Origin of the sequence: Saccharothrix sp. NPDC042600, assembly GCF_040647305.1 — a bacterium.
Classification (GTDB): domain Bacteria; phylum Actinomycetota; class Actinomycetes; order Mycobacteriales; family Pseudonocardiaceae; genus Actinosynnema; species Actinosynnema mutabilis.
In genome coordinates this window covers 27,264-50,948 of record NZ_JBEZBW010000016.1, presented here as the reverse complement: position 1 = coordinate 50,948, position 23,685 = coordinate 27,264, and the positions used below count along the sequence as shown (strand labels likewise).

At 72.3% G+C, this 23,685-nt stretch carries 26 protein-coding genes; 13 read left to right on the top strand and 13 right to left on the bottom strand.

All coding sequences use genetic code 11. The features are described from left to right. Positions 1 to 7: 7 nt before the first annotated feature. Both AB0A74_RS13870 and AB0A74_RS13865 read right to left on the bottom strand, forming a co-directional pair. Entirely contained in the window at positions 8 to 1,144 is a 1,137-nt protein-coding gene (locus tag AB0A74_RS13870; protein ID WP_358249251.1) for a spermidine/putrescine ABC transporter substrate-binding protein, read from the bottom strand. Continuing rightward, on the bottom strand, positions 1,137 to 2,288 hold the full coding sequence (locus AB0A74_RS13865) for an ABC transporter ATP-binding protein (RefSeq protein ID WP_358249249.1): 1,152 nt from the start codon (positions 2,286 to 2,288) through the stop codon (positions 1,137 to 1,139). Before AB0A74_RS13865 ends, AB0A74_RS13870 begins: the two co-directional genes overlap by 8 nt. Before the next feature lie 132 nt (positions 2,289 to 2,420). Here AB0A74_RS13865 and AB0A74_RS13860 point away from each other — a divergent pair, with 132 nt between their 5' ends. From AB0A74_RS13860 to AB0A74_RS13850, 3 genes are all read left to right on the top strand, one after another. Next, positions 2,421 to 2,678 (top strand): DUF2631 domain-containing protein, encoded by a 258-nt coding sequence (locus AB0A74_RS13860; protein WP_343932356.1) that lies wholly within the window; start codon positions 2,421 to 2,423, stop codon positions 2,676 to 2,678. Positions 2,679 to 2,683: 5 nt separating this feature from the next. Then, a complete protein-coding gene (locus AB0A74_RS13855) occupies positions 2,684 to 3,376 on the top strand; it encodes a protein phosphatase 2C domain-containing protein (protein ID WP_358249247.1) in 693 nt (230 codons plus the stop codon). A gap of 102 nt (positions 3,377 to 3,478) precedes the next feature. Beyond that, the gene (locus AB0A74_RS13850; protein WP_358249245.1) at positions 3,479 to 3,976 is read left to right on the top strand and encodes a carbonic anhydrase; all 498 of its coding nucleotides are present in this window, start codon (positions 3,479 to 3,481) and stop codon (positions 3,974 to 3,976) included. A gap of 6 nt (positions 3,977 to 3,982) precedes the next feature. Here AB0A74_RS13850 and AB0A74_RS13845 read toward each other — a convergent pair whose 3' ends face one another. Both AB0A74_RS13845 and rlmN read right to left on the bottom strand, forming a co-directional pair. Beyond that, positions 3,983 to 5,584 carry a serine/threonine-protein kinase gene (locus AB0A74_RS13845; RefSeq protein WP_358249243.1) on the bottom strand — a complete coding sequence of 534 codons (1,602 nt, stop codon included), beginning with the start codon at positions 5,582 to 5,584 and terminating at the stop codon, positions 3,983 to 3,985. Positions 5,585 to 5,639: 55 nt separating this feature from the next. Next, complete coding sequence (gene rlmN, locus AB0A74_RS13840) at positions 5,640 to 6,746, bottom strand: 23S rRNA (adenine(2503)-C(2))-methyltransferase RlmN (RefSeq protein WP_358249242.1); 1,107 nt, start codon at positions 6,744 to 6,746, stop codon at positions 5,640 to 5,642. A 107-nt stretch (positions 6,747 to 6,853) separates the two neighbouring features. Here rlmN and AB0A74_RS13835 point away from each other — a divergent pair, with 107 nt between their 5' ends. Further along, on the top strand, positions 6,854 to 7,480 hold the full coding sequence (locus tag AB0A74_RS13835) for a PadR family transcriptional regulator (protein WP_358249240.1): 627 nt from the start codon (positions 6,854 to 6,856) through the stop codon (positions 7,478 to 7,480). 1 nt (position 7,481) lies between these two features. On the opposite strand, the gene AB0A74_RS13830 is transcribed toward AB0A74_RS13835, so the two are convergent. Both AB0A74_RS13830 and AB0A74_RS13825 read right to left on the bottom strand, forming a co-directional pair. Further along, positions 7,482 to 8,459 carry an aldo/keto reductase gene (locus AB0A74_RS13830; protein WP_358249238.1) on the bottom strand — a complete coding sequence of 326 codons (978 nt, stop codon included), beginning with the start codon at positions 8,457 to 8,459 and terminating at the stop codon, positions 7,482 to 7,484. Between the two features lie 23 nt (positions 8,460 to 8,482). Next, the gene (locus AB0A74_RS13825) at positions 8,483 to 9,229 is read right to left on the bottom strand and encodes a class I SAM-dependent methyltransferase (RefSeq protein WP_358249236.1); all 747 of its coding nucleotides are present in this window, start codon (positions 9,227 to 9,229) and stop codon (positions 8,483 to 8,485) included. Positions 9,230 to 9,286: 57 nt separating this feature from the next. Here AB0A74_RS13825 and AB0A74_RS13820 point away from each other — a divergent pair, with 57 nt between their 5' ends. Continuing rightward, entirely contained in the window at positions 9,287 to 10,102 is an 816-nt protein-coding gene (locus tag AB0A74_RS13820) for a VOC family protein (RefSeq protein ID WP_358249234.1), read from the top strand. A 590-nt stretch (positions 10,103 to 10,692) separates the two neighbouring features. Here the strand turns inward: AB0A74_RS13820 and AB0A74_RS13815 are convergent. Both AB0A74_RS13815 and ispH read right to left on the bottom strand, forming a co-directional pair. Further along, entirely contained in the window at positions 10,693 to 12,459 is a 1,767-nt protein-coding gene (locus tag AB0A74_RS13815) for a 1-deoxy-D-xylulose-5-phosphate synthase (RefSeq protein WP_358249232.1), read from the bottom strand. Then, complete coding sequence (gene ispH, locus AB0A74_RS13810) at positions 12,456 to 13,400, bottom strand: 4-hydroxy-3-methylbut-2-enyl diphosphate reductase (protein WP_358249230.1); 945 nt, start codon at positions 13,398 to 13,400, stop codon at positions 12,456 to 12,458. Before ispH ends, AB0A74_RS13815 begins: the two co-directional genes overlap by 4 nt. A gap of 149 nt (positions 13,401 to 13,549) precedes the next feature. Here ispH and AB0A74_RS13805 point away from each other — a divergent pair, with 149 nt between their 5' ends. From AB0A74_RS13805 to AB0A74_RS13790, 4 genes are all read left to right on the top strand, one after another. After that, complete coding sequence (locus tag AB0A74_RS13805; RefSeq protein WP_358249228.1) at positions 13,550 to 14,173, top strand: hypothetical protein; 624 nt, start codon at positions 13,550 to 13,552, stop codon at positions 14,171 to 14,173. Then, positions 14,170 to 15,060, top strand: coding sequence for a hypothetical protein (locus AB0A74_RS13800; RefSeq protein ID WP_358249226.1), 891 nt, complete (start codon positions 14,170 to 14,172; stop codon positions 15,058 to 15,060). Before AB0A74_RS13805 ends, AB0A74_RS13800 begins: the two co-directional genes overlap by 4 nt. Further along, the gene (locus tag AB0A74_RS13795; RefSeq protein ID WP_343937588.1) at positions 15,057 to 15,293 is read left to right on the top strand and encodes a hypothetical protein; all 237 of its coding nucleotides are present in this window, start codon (positions 15,057 to 15,059) and stop codon (positions 15,291 to 15,293) included. The genes AB0A74_RS13800 and AB0A74_RS13795 overlap by 4 nt, the downstream gene beginning before the upstream one ends. A 68-nt stretch (positions 15,294 to 15,361) precedes the next feature. Next, on the top strand, positions 15,362 to 16,660 hold the full coding sequence (locus tag AB0A74_RS13790) for a hypothetical protein (RefSeq protein ID WP_358249224.1): 1,299 nt from the start codon (positions 15,362 to 15,364) through the stop codon (positions 16,658 to 16,660). Between the two features lie 76 nt (positions 16,661 to 16,736). On the opposite strand, the gene AB0A74_RS13785 is transcribed toward AB0A74_RS13790, so the two are convergent. After that, positions 16,737 to 17,372 carry an RICIN domain-containing protein gene (locus tag AB0A74_RS13785; protein WP_358249222.1) on the bottom strand — a complete coding sequence of 212 codons (636 nt, stop codon included), beginning with the start codon at positions 17,370 to 17,372 and terminating at the stop codon, positions 16,737 to 16,739. Between the two features lie 295 nt (positions 17,373 to 17,667). Further along, a complete protein-coding gene (locus tag AB0A74_RS13780) occupies positions 17,668 to 18,459 on the bottom strand; it encodes an SAM-dependent methyltransferase (RefSeq protein WP_358249220.1) in 792 nt (263 codons plus the stop codon). A gap of 190 nt (positions 18,460 to 18,649) precedes the next feature. Between AB0A74_RS13780 and AB0A74_RS13775 the strand changes: the two genes are divergently transcribed. Together AB0A74_RS13775 and AB0A74_RS13770 are read left to right on the top strand one after the other, a co-directional pair. Further along, positions 18,650 to 19,060: a MarR family transcriptional regulator gene (locus AB0A74_RS13775; RefSeq protein ID WP_358249218.1), complete on the top strand. Its 411-nt coding sequence runs from the start codon at positions 18,650 to 18,652 to the stop codon at positions 19,058 to 19,060. Between the two features lie 76 nt (positions 19,061 to 19,136). Beyond that, positions 19,137 to 19,760, top strand: coding sequence for a hypothetical protein (locus tag AB0A74_RS13770; protein ID WP_358249217.1), 624 nt, complete (start codon positions 19,137 to 19,139; stop codon positions 19,758 to 19,760). Positions 19,761 to 19,977: 217 nt separating this feature from the next. Here the strand turns inward: AB0A74_RS13770 and AB0A74_RS13765 are convergent, their stop codons facing one another. Further along, on the bottom strand, positions 19,978 to 21,444 hold the full coding sequence (locus AB0A74_RS13765) for a PLP-dependent aminotransferase family protein (protein WP_358249215.1): 1,467 nt from the start codon (positions 21,442 to 21,444) through the stop codon (positions 19,978 to 19,980). 61 nt (positions 21,445 to 21,505) lie between these two features. Here AB0A74_RS13765 and AB0A74_RS13760 point away from each other — a divergent pair, with 61 nt between their 5' ends. Further along, entirely contained in the window at positions 21,506 to 22,141 is a 636-nt protein-coding gene (locus tag AB0A74_RS13760; RefSeq protein ID WP_358249213.1) for a hypothetical protein, read from the top strand. Here the strand turns inward: AB0A74_RS13760 and AB0A74_RS13755 are convergent. Both AB0A74_RS13755 and AB0A74_RS13750 read right to left on the bottom strand, forming a co-directional pair. After that, positions 22,125 to 22,658, bottom strand: a complete 534-nt coding sequence (locus AB0A74_RS13755; protein ID WP_358249211.1) for a Clp protease N-terminal domain-containing protein — start codon at positions 22,656 to 22,658, stop codon at positions 22,125 to 22,127. The genes AB0A74_RS13760 and AB0A74_RS13755 overlap by 17 nt on opposite strands. Next, on the bottom strand, positions 22,655 to 22,867 hold the full coding sequence (locus AB0A74_RS13750; RefSeq protein WP_343934128.1) for a helix-turn-helix domain-containing protein: 213 nt from the start codon (positions 22,865 to 22,867) through the stop codon (positions 22,655 to 22,657). Before AB0A74_RS13750 ends, AB0A74_RS13755 begins: the two co-directional genes overlap by 4 nt. 63 nt (positions 22,868 to 22,930) lie before the next feature. Here AB0A74_RS13750 and AB0A74_RS13745 point away from each other — a divergent pair, with 63 nt between their 5' ends. Next, positions 22,931 to 23,659, top strand: coding sequence for a hypothetical protein (locus tag AB0A74_RS13745; RefSeq protein ID WP_358249209.1), 729 nt, complete (start codon positions 22,931 to 22,933; stop codon positions 23,657 to 23,659). Positions 23,660 to 23,685 lie beyond the last annotated feature (26 nt).

Below are 23,685 nucleotides of genomic sequence, written 5' to 3'. Positions count from 1 at the left end.
TTCCCGGTCAGCCGGTCTTGACCTTGGTCCACGCGTCCGCGTAGCGGGCCTCGACCTCGCCGCCGAGGTCCTTGGTGAACGGCAGCTTCGCCAACTGCTCGTCGGACGGGTACACCAGCGGGTCGTCCAGCAGCTCCTTGTCGATCAGCGGCTTGGCGGCGGCGTTCGGGCTGCCGTAGCGGACGGCGTTCGCCAGGGCCGCGCCCACCTCCGGACCCAGGACGTAGTCGATGAACCGGTGCGCGTTGGCGGCGTGCGGGGCGTCCTTCGGGATGCACAGCAGGTCCACATAGGACAGGCCGCCCTCCGCCGGGATGGCGTAGGCGATGTCCGGGTTGGCGTCGCGCGCCTGGAACGCGTCACCGGAGTAGGCCTGCGCCAGCGGCACCTGGCCGCCGGTCAGCGGCTCGATGACGTCGGAGGTGATCTGGCCGATCTTCTTCTTCAGCTCCAGCAGCAGCTTGACCGCGTCGTCCAGGTGCTTCGGGTCGGTGGTGTTCGGGTCGTGGCCCGCCTTGAGCAGGCCCAGCGCGAGGCCGTCGCGGGCCTCGTCCAGGATCGTGCTGCGGCCCTGCGCGGCGGCCAGGTCGTAGGCGGAGAACCCCGACACGTCGCCGAGCTGGGACGTCGCGTACGCCAGGCCCGTCGTGCCCCACGCCCACGGCACCGAGTGGGCGTTGCCCGGGTCGTAGTCGGCCTCGGTGAACCGCTTCTCCAGGTTCTTGAGGTTGGGCAGCAGGTCGTGGTCCAGCGGCGAGAGCAGGCCCGCGCGCAGGAACCGGCGCAGGAAGTTGTCGCTGGGCACGACGAGGTCGTAGCCCGCCGCGCCGGAGGCGATCTTGGCTTCCATCTCGTCGTTGGTGCTGAAGTTGTCGTAGGTGACGTCGATGCCGGTCGCGGTCTTGAAGCCGGACAACGTGTCGGGCGCGATGTAGTCGGTCCAGTTGTAGAAGTTGAGCTTCGGCTCGTCCTTGGCGTTGACCGCCTTGGCCTTCGACGTGGGCGCGGCGGTGTTCGACGGCGCTTCGCCCACGCCGCACGCGCCGGTCGCGGCGAGCGCGAAGAACGCGCTGGAGCGCAGCATCGTGCGGCGGCTCACCCCGGCGTCCCACAGGCGGGCGATCCGGAGGTCTCGGTCAGTCATCGGCGTTCTCCAACAGCACGGTGAAGTCGGGGTCCCAGCCCATCCGGACGGGCTGGCCGGGCGCGCCCGCGTCGTCGATGCGGCGGGTGTTCTGCACGAACGCGACGAGTTCGCCGCCACCGGGCACGTCCACCACGAACTGGGTGGACACCCCGGTGTAGACGACGTCGCGGACGGTGCCGGCGACCACGCACCAGCCCGTCGGCGGCTCGGCGTCGTCGTCGTAGAGGTGGACCTTCTCCGGCCGCACGGTCGCGGCGACCCGCTGCCCGTGGCGGACCTCGCCGTTCAGGGGCGCGCGCAGCCGGGTGGCACCCGCGGCGTCCAGCTCGACCCAGCGACCGTCCACACCGGACACCTTGGCGTCGAGGATGTTGGACGTGCCGATGAACCCGGCCACGAACCGGGTCGCGGGGCGCTCGTAGACGTCCTCGGGGTAGCCGACCTGCTCGACCCGTCCGGCGTTCATCACGGCCACGCGGTGCGACAGCACCAGCGCTTCCTCCTGGTCGTGCGTGACGTACAGGAACGTCGTGCCGACCTCGCGTTGGATGCGCATCAGCTCCATCTGGAGTTCCTTGCGCAGCACTGCGTCCAGCGCGCCCAGCGGTTCGTCCAGGAGGAGCAACCGGGGCCCGGCGGCCAGCGCGCGGGCGATCGCCACCCGTTGCTGCTGCCCGCCGGACAGCTGCGCCGGGCGGCGCTTGGCGTACTGGCTCAGCCGCACCAGTTCGAGGTGCTCGCCGACGGTCTTCTCCAGGGCGTCGCCGCGGACGCCCTTGCGCTTGACGCCGTACGCCACGTTGTCCCACACCGACATGTGCGGGAACAGGGCGTAGGACTGGAAGACGGTGTTGACGTCCCGGCGGTAGGGCGGCACGCCGACCATGTCCACGCCGTCCAGCTCGATGCGGCCCGCGTCCGGGTGCTCGAACCCGGCGATCATGCGCAACAGCGTCGTCTTGCCGCACCCGGACGGGCCGAGCACGGAGAAGAACTCGCCTTCGTGGACCCGCAGCGAGAGGTCGTCCACGGCGGTCTGGTCGGCGAACCGCTTGGTGACCCCGTACAGGCCGACCTCGACGGGGGCGAACGTGTCCGGCGTGGGCTCCTCGACCGGGTGGAAGCCGGGCTGGTCGGTCAACTGGTCACCTCTGGCACAGCGCGTGACGTTAGACGGCGGGGCAGTGCCGCGCACCTCACGTCTCCCCCGTGCTCATGATGTGCGACGATGACGCCGTACGTGAACTTGATCGGGCAGGAAGGTCGTGCGGCTGTGTCTTCGTCCTCTGAACTGGACAAGCGTCCGGCGGTCGACACCCACGACGAGCCGTCGGCCGAGTGGGGTTGGCACGGCACCTTCCCCAAGGGCATCCGCATCGCCGGGTGGCTGTCCGTGCTGGCGACGTTCTCGCTGCTCATCGGCAACCACCACGGCCGCACCGAGGACATCTGGGTGGTCGCGTTCGGCGCCGGCATGGCGATCCTGCTGATCTGGGAGCAGGTCCGCAGCCGCACCTCCTGGCGCCGCTGACGGCGGTGCCCACCGCCGCGTCGGGCACCGACACCGGCCGCCGCTACCACGCCAACTTCGACGTCGCCCACCTGTCCACCGAGCCGCTGCTGGCGGTCGTGGCGGACGGCATGGGCGACGGTCCGGGCAGCGCCATGGCCGGCCGCACGGCAGTGGACCTGGTCGTCTCCCACGTCCGCGCTTCGGGCATCGCCGGCATCCGCCCGGCCCTGGCCGAGGCACACCGCGTCGTGGCCGACTTCGGCCGCCAGTCCTCGACCTTGGCCGGCTGCACCCTCACGGCACTGGTCGAGACCCCGGACGGGCTGTGGATCGCCCAACTGGGCGACTCCCGCGCGTACCGCCTGCGCTCCGGCCTGCTCGAACTGCTGACCGTCGATCACACGATGGCGTGGTTGGGCGCGGTCCACGGCTGGTGGCCCCACGACTCCCCGCAAGCCCACTCGGCGCGCTACCAACTCACCCGGTACGTGGGTCACCCGTCCCACCCGGACCCGGACCTGCTCCACGTCCAGCCGCACGCCGGCGACGTCTACCTGCTGTGCACGGACGGCGTGGCCGAACAGGTCCCGTACCACCGCATCCTGGAGATCCTGCGCACGTCCTCGCCGGAAGCCGCGGTGCGGGCCCTGCTGGCCGACTCGGAGGCGGCCGGCGGCAACGACAACGCCACCGCGGTGGTTGTGGCGATCGCCTGACGTCCCACTGGTTGGGCTCGGTTGCACGCCCGCGCATACGACAGTTGGCTCAAGGTCGCGCAGCGCACTCAACCACTCGCTCTCCGTGAGAGGACGCCCGCCATGTCCGTCACCGACCAGCTCCTGGCCAACAACGCCGCCTACGCCGAGCAGTTCGCAGGCCCGCTCCCGCTCCCGCCGTCCAAGCATGTGGCGGTGGTGGCGTGCATGGACGCCCGCCTGGACGTCTACCGGGTGCTCGGGCTGAACGAGGGCGAGGCCCACGTGATCCGCAACGCCGGGGGCGTGGTGACCGACGACGAGATCCGGTCGTTGGCGATCAGCCAGCGGCTGCTGGGGACGCGCGAGATCATCCTCATCCACCACACCGACTGCGGCATGCTGACCTTCACCGACGACGAGTTCCGCCGCTCGATCCAGGACGAGGTGGGCGTGAAGCCGCCGTGGGCGGCCGAGGCGTTCCCCGACCTGGAGGAGGACGTGCGCCAGTCCATCGCCCGCATCCGCACCAGCCCGTACGTGCCGGTGCGGGACTCGGTGCGCGGCTTCGTGTTCGACGTGGCCACGGGCAGGCTCACCGAGGTCGTCCCCGGCGGCTGACCCGGCTCAGGTGGCCAGCACCCACCCCAGCGGGAACTCGACCGTCTTGCCCTCGCAGGTCGGGCTGAGCGACTCGAAGTGGTGGCCGCCCATGTTGCACCGGTACAGCTGCTGGGCGCGGGCGTCGGCGGGCTGCTGGGTGAAGATGTGCCCGAGCAGACCGTAGACCTGCTGGTTCTCGCAGTTGGCCGACACCGACGTCATGCGGTCGCTGCTGTTGTTGATGACGCACGAGTACAGCGGCCGGGTGCCGGGCTCGGCGTTCACGGCGAGCTTGCCCAGCGGTCCCTCGGCGGTGTACCCGGCGGGCACGCCGAGCTGGGTCGAGCCGCTGTAGTGCCAGCCGTCGCCGCTGCGGTAGCGGGTGAGCGCGGTCACCTGGCGTGGCGGCTTGGCCGGGGTGGTCGCCTGCGGGGGCGGGGTGTCCTTCAGGGTGGTCGTGGCGGCGGGCGCGGCGGTGGTCGTCGTGGAGGTCGCCGCCGGACCGCTCGACGGGGCCGTCGAGCTGGGCGCCTCCGAGCTCGACGCCGCGGCCGAGGTGGAGGTGGAGGTGGCGGCCGCGGCCGACGACGACGGGTCGGTCCCCTGCGCGCCGGACGCGCGCCCGGTCTCGGTGTCCGGTCCCAGGACGAACACGGCCGTCAACGCCAGCGCCGTCACGACGAGAGCGGCCCCGGCGAGCACGGCGACCCGCCGTTTCGGCTTGGGCGGCTCGTCCTCCCAGGCGTCACCCCAGCCGGGACGGGTGTCCGAGGGCGGCGGGGTGGTGACGTACGAGGTCGGCGCTTCGATGATCACCGTGTCCGGCTCGCGCGCGGCCACCGGCCGGGTCCGCTCGGTCAGCAGCGCCCGGACCTGCGCCGCGGTCGCGCGCCCCTCGGCGGCTTGCGTCAGGAGACCGGTGATGACCTGGGCCAACGCGCCCGTCGTGCGCCGCAGGACCGGCGCTTCGTACATGATCGCGTGCATCGTGGCGGCGGTCGTCTCGCGCTGGAACGGCGAACGCCCCTCGGCGGCGTGGAAGAGCGTGGCACCCAGCGCCCAGAGGTCGGACGCGGGCGACGGCGGGCGACCGTGGAACAGCTCGGGCGCCATGTACCCGGGCGAGCCCATCACGCCGCCGGTGGCGGTGAGGCCGGGGTCGTCCATCGCACGGGCGATGCCGAAGTCGGCGAGCTTCACGCCGCCGTCGGGCAGCACCATGATGTTGCTCGGCTTGACGTCCCGGTGCACGACGCCGGCCGCGTGGGCGGTCTCCAGCGCCTTGAGCACTTCGAGCCCGATGGACGCGACGCGGTCGGCGGGCAGCGGGCCGCCGCGCATCAGGTCGGCCAGGGTCGGCGCCTCGACCAGTTCCATCACGATGTACGTGGTGCCGTGCTCGGACAGCACGTCGTGCACCGTCACGACGGCCGGGCTGTTCAACCGCCCGGCGGTGCGCGCCTCCCGCAGCACCCGGTCCAACTCGGTGGGCGAGGACGTGCGCAACTCCTTGAGCGCGACCCGCCGCCCGATGATCCTGTCCTCGGCGAGCCACACCACACCCATGCCGCCACGCCCGAGTTCGCGGACAGTCGCATAACGCCCCGCGACCAGCTTCGACTCCACCGAACCCCCCTCGTCGGTCGCGGGGATGCTATCCGGTCGCGCCCGACCCGCCGGGTCAGCCCTCGGCGGCGAGCTGGCCGCAGGCGGCGGCGATCTCCTGGCCACGCGTGTCGCGCACGGTGCACTCCACGCCCTGCTCCTTGACCCGGCGCACGAACTCCCGCTCGACCGGCTTCGGCGACGCGTCCCACTTCGAGCCCGGGGTCGGGTTCAGCGGGATCACGTTCACGTGCACCAGTTGGCCCAGGTGCTTGCGCAGCACCTTGCCCAGCATGTCCGCCCGCCAGCCCTGGTCGTTGATGTCGCGGATCAGCGCGTACTCGATGGACACCCGCCGCCCGGTCCGGTCCGCGTACCCGCGCGCGGCCTCCAGCACCTCGGCGACCTTCCACCGCGTGTTCACCGGCACCAGCGTGTCGCGCAGCTCGTCGTCCGGCGTGTGCAGCGACACGGCCAGCCGGACCTGCAGGTTCTCCTCGGTCAGCTTCCGGATCGCGGGCACCAGGCCGACCGTGGACACCGTGACCGACCGCTGCGAGATCCCCAGCCCGGACGGGGCCGGGTCGCAGATCCGGTGCACGGCCTCGATCACGCGCTTGTAGTTGGCCAACGGCTCGCCCATGCCCATGAACACGATGTTCGACAGCCGCCCCGGTCCGCCGGGCAGCTCGCCGTCGCGCATGGCCGCCGCACCCCGGCGCACCTGGTCCACGATCTCCGCCGTCGACAGGTTGCGGGTGAGACCGCCCTGGCCGGTGGCGCAGAACGGGCACGCCATGCCGCACCCCGCCTGCGACGAGATGCACAGCGTCGCCCGGTCCGGGTAGCGCATCAGCACCGACTCGACCAGCGTCCCGTCGTGCGCGCGCAGCAGCGTCTTGCGGGTCGTGCCGCCGTCGGCCTCGACCGACCGCAGCTCGGTCCACAGCGGCGGCATGAGGTCGGTCACCAGTCGTTCGCGCGACGCGGCCGGGATGTCGGTCATCTCCGCCGGGTCGACGGTGAGCCGGCTGAAGTAGTGGTGCGAGAGCTGAGCGGCCCGGAAGGGCTTCTCACCCAGCGCCGCCACGGCCTCTTTCCGCTGGTCGGCGGTGAGGTCGGCGAGGTGGCGCGGCGGCAGGCCGCGCTTGGGCGCGTCGAACACGAGGGGAAGGGCAGTCATAGCACCCTCCAGTGTCCCACGACCGCACGACAACGCCGACCGTTGCATCGCGACAGGTTCCGATATATCGTTGATGTGTCAGAACCGATCGATGAAGGAGCAACGACATGCGTATGCACCCCCACCACCCAGGACACCGGCTCCACGAACGCCACCAGCGGGACCATGGTTTCGGCGACCCGCGGCGCGGCTTCGGCGGTGGTTTCGGGTTCGGCGGTCCCCCGGTCCCACCGGGTCCGCCGGACTTCTTCCGCCGCGGCGGCGGACGCGGCCGGCAGCGCAAGGGCAACGTGCGCGCGGCGGTGTTGAGCCTGCTGGCCGAACGGCCCATGCACGGCTACGAGATGATCCAGGAGATCGGGCAGCGCACCGACGGCCTGTGGCGACCCAGCCCCGGCTCGGTCTACCCGACGCTGCAGCTGCTCGCCGACGAAGGCCTGGTCACGTCCACCGAGGAGGCGGGCGGCAAGAAGCTGTTCTCGCTCACCGAGGCGGGCAGCGCCGAGGCGGCCAAGCTCGGGGACACCCCGCCGTGGCAGCAGGTGACCGACGACCAGGACGCGGGCGCGGCCAAGCTGCGCACCGCCGCGCGGCACTTGGGCGCGGCGATGCACCAGATGGCCCACGCGGGCACGCGTGAGCAGAAGACCCGCGCCGTGGAGGTCCTCAACGAGGCCCGGCGCAAGCTGTACGCGATCCTCGGCGAACTCGACGTCGAGGAAGACGAGGACTGACCTACCAGCGGTCGTGCACCAACGGCCGCACCAGCTCGTCGTAGACGGCGCGGACCTCGTCCCGCACGGTCAACGGGGCGAGGTCCGCCGCCGCCGAGTTCGCCCGCGCCTGCTCCGGGTTGCGGGCGCCCGGGATCACCACGGTCACGCCCGGCTGGTCGATGATCCAGCGCAGCGCGAACTGCGCGAGCGTCGCACCGGCCGGCACCAGCGGGCGCAGCCGTTCCACGGCCTCCAGGCCCACCTCGAACGGCACGCCGGAGAACGTCTCGCCCACGTCGAACGCGTCGCCGTGCCGGTTGTAGTTGCGGTGGTCGTCCTCGCCGAACCGCGTGTCCCGGGTGTACTTGCCCGACAGCAGACCGGACGCCAGCGGCACGCGGGCGATGATCGCCACCCCCGCCTCGGCGGCGGCCGGCAGGACGCGCTCCAGGGGCTTGAGCCGGAACGCGTTGAGGATGATCTGCACGCTGGCCACACCCGGTCGGGCGATGGCGGTCAGCGCCTCCTCCACGGTCTCCACGGACACGCCGTACGCGGCGATCCGCTTGGCCTCGACCATCTCGTCCAGCGCGTCGAACACCTCGTCGGTGGAGTACACCGGCGTCGGCGGGCAGTGCAGCTGGACCAGGTCGAGGGTGTCCACGCCGAGGTTCGCGCGGGACCGGTCGTTCCAGGCCAGGAAGTTCTCGCGGGAGTAGTTCTCCGGGACCTGCTCGACGCGGCGGCCCATCTTGGTGGCCACGGTGATGCCGTCGTCCCCGCGTTCCCGCAGGAAGCGGCCGACGAGCGTCTCGCTGCGCCCGTCGCCGTAGACGTCGGCGGTGTCGAAGAAGTTCACGCCCGTGTCGGCGGCGGCGTGCAGCACCGCCAGCGCGTCCTTCTCGTCCACCTGGCCCCAGTCGGCGCCGAGCTGCCAGCACCCGAGACCCACCACGCCGACCCGGCGTCCCAACCTGACCGCGTTCCGGTTCTCCACGCCCCGATCCTATGTGAACGCTCTCATCCGAGCACGAGACCGGTCGGCCTCCGTCGGGTGTGGACCCGGTAGCCGACCTCGAACGACAACCCCGGCGTCTGCGCGATGGCCCGGGCGGCGACCTTCGCGGAGAACTCGATGCGCAGCACGGCCTCCAGGTCCGCGCGCCGCTCGAACCGCCACAGCGCCCGCACCCGGCGCAGCTCGAAGCCCTGCGCGGCGAAGAACTCCTCGACGTCGGCCGGGTTGTAGCGGGGTTCGTCGGCGCACAGCCACGGGCCGTACGGCTCGGCCGTGCCGTCCAGGTCCACGATCGCGAGCGTGCCGCCGGGCCGCAGCACCCGGTCCGCCTCGCGCAGGCCCGGTTCGCAGCCGGGTCCGAAGAAGTACGCCGTGCGGGCGTGCACGAGGTCCGCGCTCGCGTCGGGCAGCGGCAGCCGTTGCGCGGGACCGGCGACGACGGAGGCGCCGGGGATCCCCGCGACGCGCTTGGCGGCCCGTTCGACCAGCGGCGGATGGGGTTCGACGCCGATCACCGAACGCGCGTGTTTGGCGAACTCGGCGAGGTGGAATCCGTCGCCGCAACCCACGTCCACCACGTCCCCGCCGGTCCAGTCGCAGGCCTCGCGCAACACCTGCCAGATGGCGCCGGTCACGTCCTGTGCGCGGTTCTCCACCTCGTACACGTCGGGCCAGTGCCAGATGTTCGGGCTGGGCAGGACCGTGGCCGGGCGGACGGCGGCCAACGCGGCGCGGACGAATCCCTTCACGGGACGACTGTAGAGCCGTAGCGTGATCATCCCGAGGCCCTTCGCAGGAGGTAGCCGGTGTCGATCGTCCCGAACTCCCCCGCCTTGGCCGAGCTGCACCACGGCGCGCCCTGCTGGGTGGAGCTGCCCGTGGTCGACGAGCAGGCCGCCATCGACTTCTACACCGGGCTGTTCGGCTGGACCTACGCCGACGTGCAGGGTCGCACGATCGCCGTGGTGGCCGGGCTGCCCGTGGCCGAGCTGGTGCCGGCCGACGGCGGGTTCGGGTGGACGCTGTACCTCAACAGCCCGCACGCCCGTGCCACGGCGGAGAAGGTGCACGCGCTGGGCGGGCACGTCCTGCGCGAGCCGGACGACGTGTCCACGCTGGTCGCGGACCCGACCGGCGGTGTTGTCGGGTTCCGGCACGTCCCGCAGGACTGGCTGTTCGGCACCGACGGGCACGGCGCGTACGCGTGGGCCGAGCTGAACACGTGGGACGGCGCGGTGGCGGACGAGTTCTTCCGCGAGCTGTGCGGCTTCGAAATCACCCAGATCGGTGACGGCCACGCGGTGGACTACACGATCTGGGGCGTCGAGGGGCACACCGTCCTGGGCCGGCAGCGGATGGGCCGAGCGTTCCCGTCCGACACGCCCGCGCACTGGATGGTGTACTTCACCGCCGCACCGGAGATCGGCACCGACTCGGTCGCCTCCAGGGTGCTTGAGCTGGGCGGACGCATCACGGTGGAGCCGTACGACACCCCGTACGGACGCGTGACGGTGGTGGCGGACCACACCGGTTCGGTGTTCTCGGTGATCGACCCGTCCCGAGCGGTGCCGCTGTCGGAACAGGAAATCGGCGCACCGGTCGACGACCCGTTCGACGACTGACCCGCCGGCCCGCCCGGAGCCCGCCGCCCCGAGCCCGCCCGCCCCGAGCCCGGAAGTGTCGTACCGCCGTGGGACAATGGAAGCGGGGGCCGGAGGCCGCACATCGCCACGCGACAGCCACCCGCGGCAAGCGCGGCGAACAGCCGAAATCCGCTCAGGCCGTGGCAGCAAGCGCCTTGACTCAAGCAGCGGCAGCCCCGACTTGGGCCACCTCATCGACCGACGTAGTCGCTACCAGCGAGATCGCCGGGCGGCCACAAGGGCAGGCAGCGGTCAAGGGCTCGCGGCAGTCGTAGCGCGGGGGGGAGCATGGGCGGCTTGGGCGCGGCGGACGCAGGGGTGGCTGAGTCGGCTAGGTAAGCGTGTCTTCCACCCGCGGGGCCAGCGGCGTCAACAACAGGTGCCCAGCCTCGGCAGCGCGGGACCGAGCGCCGGGTCGCGAGCCGCAACGAGGTCAGCCGATCGTGGAAGGCGCTGTGCGCGGGCGTGGCCGCCGGCCCCCGGTATCCATTCTCCCACGCGGGTACGACAATTCCGACCGCCCGGAGCAACGGCCAGGGAGGTGGGGGCCGGGCCACCTCCCGCAGCCGTCAGGCCACCGGCCGCAGGCCCACCCGTTCGCCCAGCAAGTCCAAGCGCTCCAACACGGCCGCCGCGATACCGTCCGCGTCCAGCCCGTACCCGCTCAGCAACTGCTCCCGACCACCATGCGGCACAAAAGCCGTCGGCAGAGCGCACGTCCCCGCGCACGTGTCGCTCCCCGCAGCCGCAAGCGCTTGCGCCAACCGGCCACCCAAGGACCCCGCCGACGCGGTGTCCTCGACCGCCAGGACCAACCGGTACTCGGCGGCCATCTCCACCAGAGTCGGACCGAGCGGCGCGACCCACCTCGGGTCCACCACCGTCACCGGCACGCCACGAGCCGCCAACGCGTCGGCCGCCGACAAGCACTCGCCGGCCAGAGCGCCCACCCCCACCAGCAGAACCCGGGCGTCAGGCGCGTACCGCAGCACGTCCACCCCGGCCACCTGCCGCACCGCGGGGATCGCCGGACCGACCGCCGCCTTCGGGTACCGCACCACGGACGGCCCGGCGAAGTCGACCGCCTCCCGCAACAGCGCGCGCAGCACCTCCGCATCACGCGGCGCGCCGACGCGTATCCCGGGCACCACCGGCAGCAGGGACGCGTCCCACATGCCGTGGTGGCTCGCGCCGTCCGGCCCGGTGATGCCCGCCCGGTCCAGCACGAAGGTCACCGGCAACCCGTGCAGCGCCACGTCCATCAGCAACTGGTCGAACGCCCGCGTCAAGAACGTCGAGTACACCGCCACCACCGGGTGCAGCCCGGTCATCGCCATCCCCGCCGCCGCGGTCACCGCGTGTTGCTCCGCGATCCCCACGTCGAAGAACCGGTCCGGGAAACGGGCCGCGAACCGTCCCAGCCCCGTGGGACCGGGCATGGCCGCGGTCAGGCACACCACGTCCGGGCGTTCCGCGCCGATCGCCGCGATCTCCGCCCCGAACACCGACGTCCAACTCTCCGCGCCGCGCCCCACCGGACGACCGGTCGCCGGGTCGAGCGCCCCGACCGCGTGCATGCACTCGTCGTCCAGCTCGGCCGGCAGGTAACCCTTCCCCTTGCGCGTCACGCAATGCACAACCGTGGGCCGGCCAAGGGCCGACGCCATCTGGAAAGCGCTCTCCAACGCCGAGACGTCATGGCCGTCCACCGGACCGATGTAAGCCAGGCCCATGTTCCTGAAGACTGACGAGTCCACAGTAGACTCCCGCAGACCCTCCAAGTGCGCCGCCAGGCCACCGACCGTCGGAGCGTAGGACCGTCCGTTGTCGTTGAGCACCACCACGACCGGCAACTCCGGCGACGCGCCCAGGTTGTTCATGGCCTCCCAGCACATGCCACCGGTCAGGGCCCCATCGCCGACCACCGCGACAACCCGCCGCGCGTCCTCCCCGCGCACGCGGAACGCACGCGCCACGCCATCCGCGTAGGACAACGCCGTCGACGCGTGCGAGTTCTCGATCACGTCGTGCACGGACTCCGCCCGCGCCGGGTACCCGGACATCCCCCCGGCCTGCCGCAACCCGTCGAACCCGGCCGCGCGCCCGGTCAGCAGCTTGTGCACGTAACTCTGGTGCCCGGTGTCGAACAGCAGCACGTCCCGCGGCGACCGGAACACCCGGTGCAGCGCGATCGTCAGCTCGACCACCCCCAGGTTGGACCCCAGGTGCCCACCCACCGACGACACCTTGTCCACCAGGAACGCCCGGATGTCGGCGGCCAGCCCGTCCAGCTCCGCCGCGTCCAGCCCCGCCAGGTCCACCGCGAAGCGCTTCACAGCGACCTCACCGCGCCCGGCACGGTGAACTGGATGGTCTCGCGGGTCGCCTCGCGCTCGACGACCATCACCGGGCCCCGCGCGCGCAACGCGTCCACGACCTCCGACACCAGGTGCGGCGGCGCGGACGCACCGGCCGTGACACCGACGCGCGACGCGCCGTCCAGCCACTCCGGCCGGATGGCTCCGGCGTCCTCGACCAGGTAAGCCGGACGACCCTCGCGGCGCGCGATCTCGACCAGGCGCTGCGTGTTGGCGGAGTTCGCCGACCCGACGACCAGCACCACGTCCGACTCGGCGGTGATCATCCGCAGCGCGGCCTGGCGGTTGGTGGAGGCGTAGCAGATGTCCGCCGAGCCGGGCCCGCGCAGCGCGGGGAAGCGCTCGCGCAGCACCGCCAGCACGTCGGCGGTCTCGTCCACGGCCAGCGTGGTCTGGGTCAGGTACGACACCTTCCCGGGGTCGGCCACCGCCACCGCGAGCGCGTCCTGCACCGACTGCACCAGGACCATCGACCCGGGCGCCTCCCCCAGCGTGCCCTCGGTCTCCTCGTGGTTGTCGTGGCCGATCAGCAGCACGGTGTCCCCGCGCTCGGCGAACCGGCGCGCCTCGGAGTGCACCTTGGCCACCAGCGGGCACGTCGCGTCGAACACCTCCAGGCCCATCCGCTCCGCCTCGGCGCGCACCGCGGGCGACACCCCGTGCGCGGAGAAGACGACGGTCGCCCCGACCGGCACCTCGGCCAGCTCCTCCACGAACACCGCCCCGCGCGCCTCCAGGTCGGCGACGACGTGTGCGTTGTGGACGATCTGCTTCCGCACGTACACCGGGTGCTCGCGGCCGGCGAGCGCCCGCTCGACGATCTCGATGGCACGCTCCACACCGGCGCAGAACGCGCGCGGCGCCGCGAGCAGTACCGTGCGTGACTCGACTACGGACATCGTGCGCTCCTTTCCACGCTTTGCCGCGAGTATCGGCCGCGCGTCTCGCGCCCCGGTCGCACCGGGGTGGTACGTCCGGCGAAAGCGCGCACTTACCCCCGGGTTACCCGCGCTTGCTTCACTTCCCCCTGGCAGCACAGGAGATTGGGGTGACCATGACGACCCGGCTCGACGTTCGCGACCTGCCGTGGCGCGACACGTGGCGGGCGGCACGGCTGTTGGCGCAGGCGTACCGCGAAGGCGTGATCTGGGATTCGATCGCGCGCATCCCGCCGTGGCGCAAGCAGGTCGCCCTGACCCTGCTGTACTTGGCGGAACTGGTGATCTGCCGCTGGGAGAACGGTTTCGTGCTCGCGGCGACGCGCGGGCGGCGGCTGGACGGCGTCCTGGTCTGCTACCGGCACGGCGAGCGGCCCACCCCGTGGTGGGGTTGGGCGCTGCGCTCGATCGCGTGCATGGTGGCCGGGCCGCGGGCGGTCGTGCAGGGGGTGCGGCTGTCCAACGACCTCGACCGCCTCAAGCCGCGCGAGCCGCACGTCTGGTACGCCGTGCTCGGCCGCCGCGACGACTCCCCCGGCGTCGGCTACGTGCTGCTGCGCGCCGGCCAGAAGCGGGCGGATTCCCTTGGCCTGCCGGGATACCTGGAAACGTCGGCGGGTGACGAGCAGGTCCGCATCAACGAGATGCTCGGCTGGACCTCGCGCGACCACTACGTGCTGCGCAACGGCAAGGTCGTGCGGACCATGTGGCGCGACTGCCCGGTGGCGTCATGACGGCCTTCACGATCCCCTTGGCGCACCGCTCGGACGACACGTCCCGCGCCGCCGCGATCGAGATGCTCGGCGGCGAGGACGCGCTGGACGCGTTGGTGCGCGACGGGCTCCCGGTCGGCCCCGGCGACCGCTTCGACTCGCGCGACCTGTTCAACTTCGCGCTGCGCGCGGGCGGCGGCCGGACGGTGCCGGAGCAGGCGTTCGCGTTCACCCTGCGGTGGATGCGCTCGCCGGCGGAGGCCCTGCTGGAGCCCCGCACGTCCCGCTTCTCGCTGACGCTCGACTGCTCCTGCACCGCCGTCGCCCTCGCCCGCCCGCGCACCGAAGCCCACGGCGGCGCAGTGACCGGCCTGGCCGCGGACGACGACAACGACCTCGTGCCCACCCGCGACCTCACCGCCACCGTCCGCACGGTCGGGTCCCTGCTGCCGCTGCGGTCACCGGTCCTGCGCGACGAGGTGCAGGCCTTCGCCGACCTCGGCGTCCGATGGGTCAAGCTGCCCGACGCGCTGCGCGAGGACGTCGGCCTGGTGACCGCGCACCGCGTGGCGACGTGCGAGTCCGCGAGCCTGTACCTGTCCCGGCGGTTCCGCGCCGCCGGCTACCTCGCCGAGACCCGCATCGGCTGGGTGCTCGGCATGCTCGACCTGGTCCACGCGTGGGTCGAGGTGGTGGACGACGACGGCGTCACCAAGGTCGTCGACCCGGTCTTCGCGCTGCTGGCCGATCTGGTCCCGGGCGCGAACCCGCTGCTCACCGACCCGGCCGTGGCGCTGCGCACGAACCGGCTCGTGCCCACCGGCCTCGCCGTCGGCGGCCGGGTGGCCGTCCACGCCTGCGCCGCCGCGCCGCGCACCAAGATCACGCCAGTCAAGGAGACGCCATGACCGTGCCCGCGTTCATCACCACGTTCCTGAGCGCCAAGTGCCCGGACAGCGGGCCCATCGGCGAGCACGAGGACCTGGTCGACAAGGGCGTGCTGAACTCCATGCACTTCGTGGAGCTGCTCTACCTGATCGAGGCGGAACTGGAGACCGAGCTGTCCCTGGACGACGTGACCGCCGACGACCTGCGCACCATCGCCGCCATCCGCGACCGCTTCTTCCCCGAGCCGGCCTGACCCTCCCCGGTTGAAGTCGGGCTGCCCGGACGGCCATCATTCGCTCGCCTTGCGAGGGGGGAGTCCGGATGACGGTGCTGGGTGAACGGCTGCACGGGCTGGTGCCCGACCACCGGGAGGCGCGCCGGCCGTGGACGTTCCACCTGGCCGGGTTCGTCGCGGCGGTGGCGTTCCAACTGCTCACGCCGGCCGGCCGGTCGCACCTGACGCACGTGTGGGCGGAGGACGGCGCGCGGTTCCTGCTGGACGGCGTCGAGGGGTCGTTCCTCGCGAACCTGGTCGCGCCGTACGGCGGGTACCTGCACGTCATCCCCCGGATGTGCGCCGAACTGGTGTCGCTGCTGCCGCTGGAGTGGGCGGCCGTCGGGTTCGCGCTGTCGGCCGCCGTCCTGCGTGCCCTGGTGGCCCTCATCACGTTCGCGGCGTCGGGCGGTTACGTGCGCTCGACGGCGCTGCGCGTCGGGTTGGCGGCGCTGGTCGTCGTCCTGCCGGTGGGCAGTTCGGAGCCGTTGGGCAACGTCAGCAACCTGCACTGGTTCCTGCTGTACGGCCTGTTCTGGGTGCTGCTGTGGCGGGACGCGCCGCGCGTGCCCGCGCTGGTGTTCGTGGTCCTGGCGGCCCTGTCCAGCCCGATCGCGTTCGTCCTGGCGCCACTGGCGGTGCTCGGGCTGTTCCGCGACCGGGTGCTGCCGACCGCCTTCCTGGTGGCCGCGGCGGTGCAGGGTGGCGTGGTGGTGGTCGCCGAGCGGACCCCGACCTCGCACGACGCCGTGGACCCGGTGCAGGTGGTGCTGGCGGCCCTGCTGCGGGTGCCGCTGGCCGGGTTCACCGGGTCCGAGCAGGTGCCGGACCTGTACCCGCGGTTCGGCAACGTGCCGGTGCTGTCGGCGGTCGTGCTGCTCGCCGTGCCGGTCGTGGCGGGCCTGGTGTGGCGGGACCGGCCGGCGCGGTTCCTGGCCGTGCTCGGCGTCGGGTACGGCGCGGGGATCATCGTGGTGTCGCTGGTGGCCAACTGGACCGTGGCGCTGCAGGTGCAACAGCCGGGGGTGGTGATGACGTCCCAGCGCTACAGCGTCCTGCCGTGCCTGCTGCTGTTCACCGCCGTGGCCGTGGGCCTGGACGCCACGCCCGCGCGCGGCCGTTGGCTGGTGATCACGGCGCGGACGGTCGTCACCTGCGTCCTGCTGGCCGCCGTGGTCGAGCACGTCCGGGACCGGGCGGGCGTCCTGACCGGTCCGGAGTGGACCGACAGCGTGGCTTCCGCCCGCGCGGAGTGCTCGGCCGGCACCCGCCCGGTGGGCCGGTTCGCGCACGAACCGTCGGGCTGGTTCTTCGAACTCCCGTGCCACCTGGTCGAGCGGTCCTAGGGCCCGCTCGCGCGATTGGCCGGAGGTGGAGCCGGACAATGCCCGGCTCCACCTCCCTAACCAGGAATCAGGTGTTTCACGGGATGTAGAGGTACCACTGCTGGTTCGCCTGCCAGTTGCACGGCCAGCTCAGCGCGCGGCTGTCCGTGCCCGAGGCGTCGAGGCACTTCCCGAAATCCGCGTAGGACTGGAAGAAAGCGGTCCGGTTACCGGTGTCCGCGGCGTACCAGAGCTGGTTCGAGCTCAGCGTGCACGGGAACTTGATGACATTCGGCCCGACGACACCCTCGACGTCGGCGCATTCCGTGACCCACTGCCAGGGCTTGATCTCCCACTGGTTGTAGTTCGGGTCCTTGGTCAGCCGCCAGTACTGGTTGCCACCCCAGTGGCAGGACCAGTGGATCAACTGCGGCCCGGTGTTGTTGTAGACGTCGAGGCAGTTGCCGTTGCCGTTGATGAAGTAGCCCTCGTAGTCGATGCCCGAGGCGCTGACCTCGCCCTTCCGCCCGTCCGCGGGCTTCCCGGCTCTGATCCGCTCGCGCGCCTGGTCCACGGCGGGCGGAACCGGGGTCGCGTCGTCGATGACGAACGCCGGAACCTCCCCCGCGGGTGCGGCGACGCCGCTTTCCTGCGCGGCCGACGCCGCACCGGCGAATTGGGTGGGCACGACCACGCTCACCACCAGCGCAGCCGCAGCCAACAATTTCTTCATCGCATTCCTCCCTGGTCGGACGAACGATCCAGGCAGCACAATGCAGAGGTGACTGCTTGAGATGCACGCCGAAGCCAGGGCAACACGGTGCCCACTGAAATGATGCCCCCCTTGCCGTCCCCCCGGACAGAATACTGCCGAGTCCGACCATAGCGAAGGAAACGCACATCGGAAGAGCCCGGAACGACGTTCACCGGGATGGCGGATCAGTCGCGAAAACGGTGACACAACGCTTATCCGGAACGCCACGTTCCCAGCATCGGCGGCTCAGCACTCGCGACTCAGCGCTCGCGGCTCAGCGCTTGCGGCCCACCGCCGCCAGGCCCGCGAAGCGCTCCGGTCGCCCGTCCACCTCGTCCGGCGACGTCGGGCGCCACAGGGGCAGGTGCACGACCCCCGGGTCCACCAGGTCGTAGCCCGCGAAGAACTCCGCCACCTGAGCCTTCGAGCGCATGGTCATCGGGGTCGCCGTCCGCCTGCGGTACAGGTCCTCGTGTTCGTCCGCCTGGCCGTTCTGGCCGTCCTGCGTGGCGTGGGAGACGACCAGGAGGCTGCCGGGCTGGACGGCGTCGCGGTAGGCCGCCACGACGTCGGCCGGGCGGTCCGCGTCGCCGACGAAGTGCAGCACCGCCACCATCATCACGGCCACGGGGCGCGAGAAGTCCAGGAGCGTCCGGGCTTGCGCGAGCACGTCGCGCGGGTCGCGCAGGTCCGCCCGCAGCACCGAGGTCCGCGGGTCGTCGCCCAGGATCGTGCGGCTGTAGGTGACCGCGACCGGGTCGTTGTCGACGTACACCACGCGCGCGCCCGGGTCGGCGGACCGCGCCACCTCGTGGACGTTGCCCGCCGTGGGGATGCCCGAACCCAGGTCGAGGAACTGGCGCACGCCGCTCGCCACGCAGAACTCCACCGCGCGGCGCAGGAACGCCCGGTTGGCCTGCATGATCAGCGGCAGCTCGGGCCACATCTCGATGGCCTTGCGCGCCATCTCCCGGTCCACCGCGAAGTTGTGCGCACCGCCGAGGTAGTAGTCGTAGACCCGGGCGGCGCTGGGTCTGGTCAGGTCGATCTCCTGCTGTTCCCCCACGCCACAGGCTCCTCACGAGAAGTCGGATCCCGCCATTCTGCGCTCGCCTTCCGAACAGGTCCGTTCGACCCCGCGCCTTGAGCCGATCGGGTGAGCGCGGCGGCGTCGGCCCGCGGCCCGCTCGCGCACCGGCGACCCCGTGGCGCGGGCATAGGATGTAGGCCCACACCTGCGCTCCCGGGGGTCCGAGTTGTCCGTCCGCGCCGCCTGGTCCGGCCTGCACGCGCTGCACCACCGGATCAACGCCAGCCTGGAGCGCGCCCTGCAGCGGAAGTTCCACTTCGGGATGTCGGAGTTCACCGCGCTGTCCGCGCTGCACGAGGCGCCCGACGGGGAGCTGCGGATGCAGGAGCTGACCGAGGTGGTCGGGCTGAACCAGAGTTCGGTGAGCCGCTTGGTCGCCCGGTTGGAGCAGTCCGGCCTGACCGCGCGCGAGGTGTGCGAGACCGACCGGCGCGGGGTCTACAGCAAGATCACCGCGGAGGGCCGGGCGGTGTACGAGACCGCGGCCCCGTTCTTCGAGGAGACGTTGACGGCGATCTTCGAGGAGGTCGGGGCGGACCCGGACCTGGGCCCGCTGCTGTCGAGGGTGCGCGCGTAGGCCACCCGTTCGCCACCCGGGATTGTCGTACCCCGGCGGTAGAATTCGAACACGAGTTCGAAGAGGGGAGCCTGCCGTGGTGGAGCCGGTCAGCGTGACCGCGTTGTCGTTCACCGAGTACGTCATGAGCGGTCAGCGCGGGCGCATCAGCATCGTGTCCGAGCAGCGCAGCGTGTACCTGGGCGCCGACCCGTGGGTGTGCGGGTTCTACAACCCGATGAGGGACGCCATGCGGCGGGCGGCGAACTCGATCGACCCGGACGCGGAACTGGACGCGGCCGTGCGCGCGGCGTCGCGCAACGGTCAGCCGAGGGCGTTCGAGGAGCTGCGGGAGGGTTTCCTGCCGTGGCTGCGCTCGACGCGGGCGACGGGCGTCCCGGTGGCGGCGACGAGGTGGGAGGCGGGCGACCTCACGCTGCGCGTGAAGCCGCACCTGGGCCTGCGCCTACCGGACGACTCGACCGCCGCGGTGCTGGTGTACGTGAAGGAACGGCCGATGACGCAGGAGGCGGCGAACGTGGGCCTGCGCATCCTGCAACGCACCATCGACCGGACCCTGCCGGGCGCGACACCGCTGCTGCTGGACGCGCGCCGGGGCCGGGCCTTCCGCATGTCGCGCCGGACGAACCTGGCCAAGCTGGACGCCCTGATCGCCGCCGAAGCCGCCGGCTACGTCGTGCACTGGCGCATGAGCGCCTGACCACCCACCGCCGGGGGGGGGGGGGGGCCCCCCCCCCCCCCGGGGGCCCCGGCGGGGCCGGGGGGGGGCCCCCCCCCCCCCCACGGCGGCGACACGACCCAGGCGACGCGACCCAGGCGACGCGACCCAGGCGACGCGGACCGGGCGACACACCCGGAGAACGCGAACCGGGCGACACGCCGGGCGGCACGAGCCGGGTGGCACGACACCCCAGCGGTCAGGCGACGGGCATGGTGGCGTCGGCCTCCCCGGCCACGCTCGTCCCCGCGACGGACGCCGCGACCAGGCCCAGCCGCCGCACGGACTCCCGCAGCACGTCGGCCGGTTGCACGTACGGCAGCCGCAGCCACCGCTCGAACCCGCCGTGCGCGCCGAACCGCGAGCCCGGGGCGAGCCGGATCCCGTGGTTCTGCGCCACCACCGCGACGCGCGTGCTGATCGGGGCGTCCAGCTCACACCACACGCTGAGCCCGCCCGACGGCCGCCGGAACCGCCACCGCGGGCAGTGCTCGCGCAGACCGGCCATCAGCACGTCCCGCTGGGTCGCGAGCAGCGCGCGGCGCTGCGCCAGCACCTGGTCCGGGGCCGCCAGCAACTCGGCCAGCACCATCTGCTCGACCACCGCGGACCCCAGGTCCAGCGCGGTGCGGGTGGACACGAGCCGGTGCACGACCTCGGGTGACGCCCGGATCCAGCCGACCCGCAGACCGCCCCAGAACGCCTTGCTCGCCGACCCCAGCGTGATCACCAGGTCCTCGGCGTAGGCGGCCATCGGCGGCGGGCCGGCCAGCGGGTCGCCGTCGAGGTCCAGTTCGACCACGGTCTCGTCGATCACCAGCGGGGTGCGGGCGCGGCGGGCGATGTCGGCCAGCTCCGCGCGGCCCTCGGCGTCGAGCCGGTGCGCGGTCGGGTTCTGGAAGTCCAGCACCAGGTACGCCATGCGCGGCGCGGCCTGGCGCAGGGCCGCGGCGATGCCGGGCAGGTCCCAGCCGGTCGAGGTCATCGCCACCGGCACGGGGATCGCGGACACCGACTTGATCGCGTCCAGCGCGTTGGGGTAGCTGGGCTGCTCGACCAGCACCCGGTCACCCGGCCCGGTGAGCAGGCGCAACGCCAGCGCGAACGCGTGCTGCGCGCCGCTGGTGACGATGATCTGGTCCGGCGAGGTGGGCAGGCCGCGGGCGGCGTACCGGTCGGCGATGGCGCGGCGCAGGTCGGGCAGGCCGTGCTCGTAGTAGCCGTGGTCGGCGAGCTGCTCGGGCAGCCGCAGCCGGACCGAGTCGAACGCGGCGAGCAGGCCCGGGATCGCGGGCGGCGCGGCCCGGGCGAAGTCGACCATGCTGTGCCCGAGCAGTGGGGTGTCCGGGACGATGCCCAGCGAGCCGGTGGCCGTGGGCAGGCTGATCCACGACCCGGCCCCGCGCCTGCTGGCGACCAGGCCCTCCTCGCGCAGCTGGTCGAGCGCCGCGGTGATCATGGTGCGGCTGACCGGGAGCGCCTCGGCCAGCTCGCGTTCGGCGGGCAGCCGGGTGCCGGCGGGCAGCCGACCGTCGAGGACGAGCATCCGGATGGCCGCCGCGAGGTCGGCGGACCCCTGGCGCGCGCCGCGGCGCCGCCACTCCCCGAGCAGCCGGGCCAGTCGAAAGCCGGATATACGTCCACCCGGTGGGACGTCGTGGTTCATAAGGCCAATTATTGGTCATTGGCTCTGGAAGGCAAGGCCAATCCAAGCTCAGGATGGCCACATGCTCGCCGCCCTTACTCCGGTCCCCGTAACCGTCGCTCCTCTTCGCCGCGTCCCCCAGCTCTTCGCGGGCCTTTGGCTCTACGGGGCGAGCATGGCGCTCCAGATCCGCGCGACCCTCGGCCTCGACCCGTGGGACGTGCTGCACGACGGCCTGGCCAAGCGCACCGGCCTGTCGTTCGGCACGGTGACCATGGTCGTCGGCGCGCTGGTGCTGCTCGCGTGGATCCCGCTGCGGCAGCGGCCCGGGGTCGGCACGGTGAGCAACGTGGTGCTGATCGGCGTCGCGGTGGACGTCACCCTGTGGCTCCTGCCGACCCCGTCGGACCTGGTGGTCCGGGCCGTGTTCCTGGTCGCGGGCATCGTGCTGAACGGCCTGGCCGCCGCCGTCTACATCGGGGCGCGGCTGGGGCCGGGTCCGCGCGACGGCGTGACCACCGGGTTCTGCCGGCGGACCGGGGCGTCGCTGCGCCTGGTGCGGACGGTGGTGGAGGTGGCCGTCCTGGGCGCCGGCTGGCTGCTCGGCGGCACCGTCGGCCTGGGCACCGTCCTGTACGCGGTGACCATCGGCCCGCTGACCCAGCTGTTCCTGCCGCTGGTCACGTGGGTCGAGCCGAAGGTCACCGCGGTGCGCTGACGACCCGCTTGCGCACCTCGGTGTAGCTGACGCCCTTCGCGTTCAACACCTCGGCCACGAGGCCCTTGCCGGACAGCAGCGCCAGCACCAGGTGCTCCTTGCCGAGGGTCCCGTGGCCGAGGTCGCGGGCCTCGGCGAGGCTGCGCACGAGCGTGCCCTTGGCCGCCGGCGCGAACGGCAGGTGGCCGCGGAACCACCGCCTGCGCCGGGGCGGGCCGGCCGCCAGCGCCCCCTCGCCCAGCGACCGCTCGACCGACGCCACCACCTGGTCGACGTCGATGCCCAGGCCGCGCAGGGCCGCGGCGTCGGCGTCGCTGAGCCCGCCCTTGCGCCGGGCGTCCCGCAGCGCGGCCTCGACCTCGCCGCGCGGCACGTCGAACGACGCGAGCACCGGCGTGTCGAGGAGCGCGAGCAGCAGGTGCTCGGGCCCGATGGCGTCGGCGGAGGCCCGTTCGGCCTCTTTGACGGCGTCGTGCACCGCCTGCCGGGCGTCCCTGGTGAACCGTTCCCCGATCATCGCCCGCCCCCGTGCTTCTTGTGGACGGCCTGCCGGCTGACGCCGAGCTCGGCCGCGATCTCCTGCCACGACCAGCCCCGGTTGCGGGCGTTGCGCACCTGGACGGCTTCGAGCTGTTCGAGCAGCCGGCGCAGTGCGCTGACCGCCCGCAGCCCGACCCGCGGGTCCTGGTCGCCGGCCGCCGAGGCGAGGTCCGTTGCCTCCGTCATGGTGTCAACCTTGGTTGACAGTCGGCCGGTTGTCAACCAAGGTTGACACTAGGCTCGGTGGTGATGCCCGAGATCATCACCGCCGAACGAGCCGGCGTGGGGCTGGACGGCCGGCCGCGCCCCACCGAGGACCGGATCGTCGTGCTGCCCAACGCCGTGGTGGTGCTGGACGGGGCCACCTCGCCCGCGCCGGCCGAGCGCGACGGCGGCTGGCACTCCCGCGCCCTGGCCGCGGAACTGACCTCGTTGGACGGTGACCTGGCCGACGACCTGGCGCGGGCGATCGGGCGCTTGGCCGACCGGTACGGCCTGGTGCCCGGCGACTCGCCGTCCAGCACGGTCGCCATCGCCCGCTGGACCGACGAGACCGTGGACGCGCTGGTGCTGGCGGACAGCCCGGTGGTGGCCTTCGGCGCACGCACGGACGTGGTCGCCGACCACCGGCTGCGCGATTTGCGCGGAAAGGTGAGCCGGATCACGGACTGGCGCAATCGCGAAGGCGGTTTCTGGGTCGCCGAAGCCGATCCGGCGGCGGCCTACCGGGCGGTGCGGCGGACCTGGCGGCGTGACGAGGCGCACACCGTTCTGCTCGCGACCGACGGGGTCTCTTGTGGAGTGGACGACTACGGCTTGTTCGCCGATTGGCGGGAAGTGTTGGACATCACCCTCGCGAAAGGACCGGAAGCGGTCCTGGACGAGATCCGCGCGGCGGAGGCGGGTGATCCGGAACGCACCCGGTGGCGTCGCTCGAAAGTGCACGACGACCAGGCGCTGGCGGTGGTCCGGTTCTGAAAAGCGAAAAACCCACTCGGGATCGA

Excerpts from the sequence above, each read along its gene's own strand:
- AB0A74_RS13870 (WP_358249251.1), bottom strand. The coding sequence starts at position 1,144 with ATGACTGACCGAGACCTCCGGATCGCCCGCCTGTGGGACGCCGGGGTG.
- AB0A74_RS13850 (WP_358249245.1), top strand. The coding sequence starts at position 3,479 with ATGTCCGTCACCGACCAGCTCCTGGCCAACAACGCCGCCTACGCCGAG.
- rlmN (WP_358249242.1), bottom strand. The coding sequence starts at position 6,746 with ATGACTGCCCTTCCCCTCGTGTTCGACGCGCCCAAGCGCGGCCTGCCG.
- AB0A74_RS13835 (WP_358249240.1), top strand. The coding sequence starts at position 6,854 with ATGCGTATGCACCCCCACCACCCAGGACACCGGCTCCACGAACGCCAC.
- ispH (WP_358249230.1), bottom strand. The coding sequence starts at position 13,400 with ATGTCCGTAGTCGAGTCACGCACGGTACTGCTCGCGGCGCCGCGCGCG.
- AB0A74_RS13800 (WP_358249226.1), top strand. The coding sequence starts at position 14,170 with ATGACGGCCTTCACGATCCCCTTGGCGCACCGCTCGGACGACACGTCC.
- AB0A74_RS13795 (WP_343937588.1), top strand. The coding sequence starts at position 15,057 with ATGACCGTGCCCGCGTTCATCACCACGTTCCTGAGCGCCAAGTGCCCG.
- AB0A74_RS13790 (WP_358249224.1), top strand. The coding sequence starts at position 15,362 with ATGACGGTGCTGGGTGAACGGCTGCACGGGCTGGTGCCCGACCACCGG.
- AB0A74_RS13785 (WP_358249222.1), bottom strand. The coding sequence starts at position 17,372 with ATGAAGAAATTGTTGGCTGCGGCTGCGCTGGTGGTGAGCGTGGTCGTG.
- AB0A74_RS13765 (WP_358249215.1), bottom strand. The coding sequence starts at position 21,444 with ATGAACCACGACGTCCCACCGGGTGGACGTATATCCGGCTTTCGACTG.
- AB0A74_RS13760 (WP_358249213.1), top strand. The coding sequence starts at position 21,506 with ATGCTCGCCGCCCTTACTCCGGTCCCCGTAACCGTCGCTCCTCTTCGC.
- AB0A74_RS13755 (WP_358249211.1), bottom strand. The coding sequence starts at position 22,658 with ATGATCGGGGAACGGTTCACCAGGGACGCCCGGCAGGCGGTGCACGAC.
- AB0A74_RS13750 (WP_343934128.1), bottom strand. The coding sequence starts at position 22,867 with ATGACGGAGGCAACGGACCTCGCCTCGGCGGCCGGCGACCAGGACCCG.
- AB0A74_RS13745 (WP_358249209.1), top strand. The coding sequence starts at position 22,931 with ATGCCCGAGATCATCACCGCCGAACGAGCCGGCGTGGGGCTGGACGGC.